The sequence below is a fragment of the Candidatus Magasanikbacteria bacterium RIFOXYB2_FULL_38_10 genome (assembly GCA_001783145.1).
Taxonomy (GTDB): Bacteria; Patescibacteriota; Patescibacteriia; order Magasanikbacterales; family UBA10003; genus GWC2-40-17.
Map to the genome: position 1 here is coordinate 1 of MFQT01000004.1, position 414 is coordinate 414.

The 414-nt window shown below is 55.1% G+C and carries 2 pseudogenes; one reads left to right on the plus strand and one right to left on the minus strand.

The window, feature by feature from the left end:
* Nucleotides 1-217 (plus strand): annotated as a pseudogene (locus A2294_01910) (acetylglutamate kinase).
* On the opposite strand, the pseudogene A2294_01915 reads toward A2294_01910, so the two are convergent.
* Nucleotides 201-414 (minus strand): annotated as a pseudogene (locus tag A2294_01915) (hypothetical protein). The pseudogenes A2294_01910 and A2294_01915 overlap by 17 nt on opposite strands.

Here is a 414-nt window from a genome sequence, read left to right on the forward strand (position 1 = left end):
TTCGGTCATTTCAACGTTGAAGCGCAGCGCCGTTGAAACCCTGATCCGGGACGGAGTGATTGTCGGCGGCATGTTGCCGAAAATTCGGGGTGCGCTCGAGGCCTTGGCCGCCGGCGTCCGGAAAGTGCACGTCGTGGACGGGCGCATGCCGCATTCGTTGTTGTTGGAAATATTCACAGATCAAGGAATAGGAACGGAGATCATTCAAGATGAGTAAAACGAAAGATATCATTCAGCAGTTCGACGAGCATGTCATTCCCTCTTACGCCCGCCGGCCGATCGTGTTTGTTAAAGGCAAAGGCGTCAAGCTTTGGGATGCCGAAGGCAAGGTATATCTGGATTTCCTGGCGGGGATTTCCGTATTGAACGTCGGCCACAGTCATCCAGCCGTCGTGGACGCCATCCGCCAGCAGG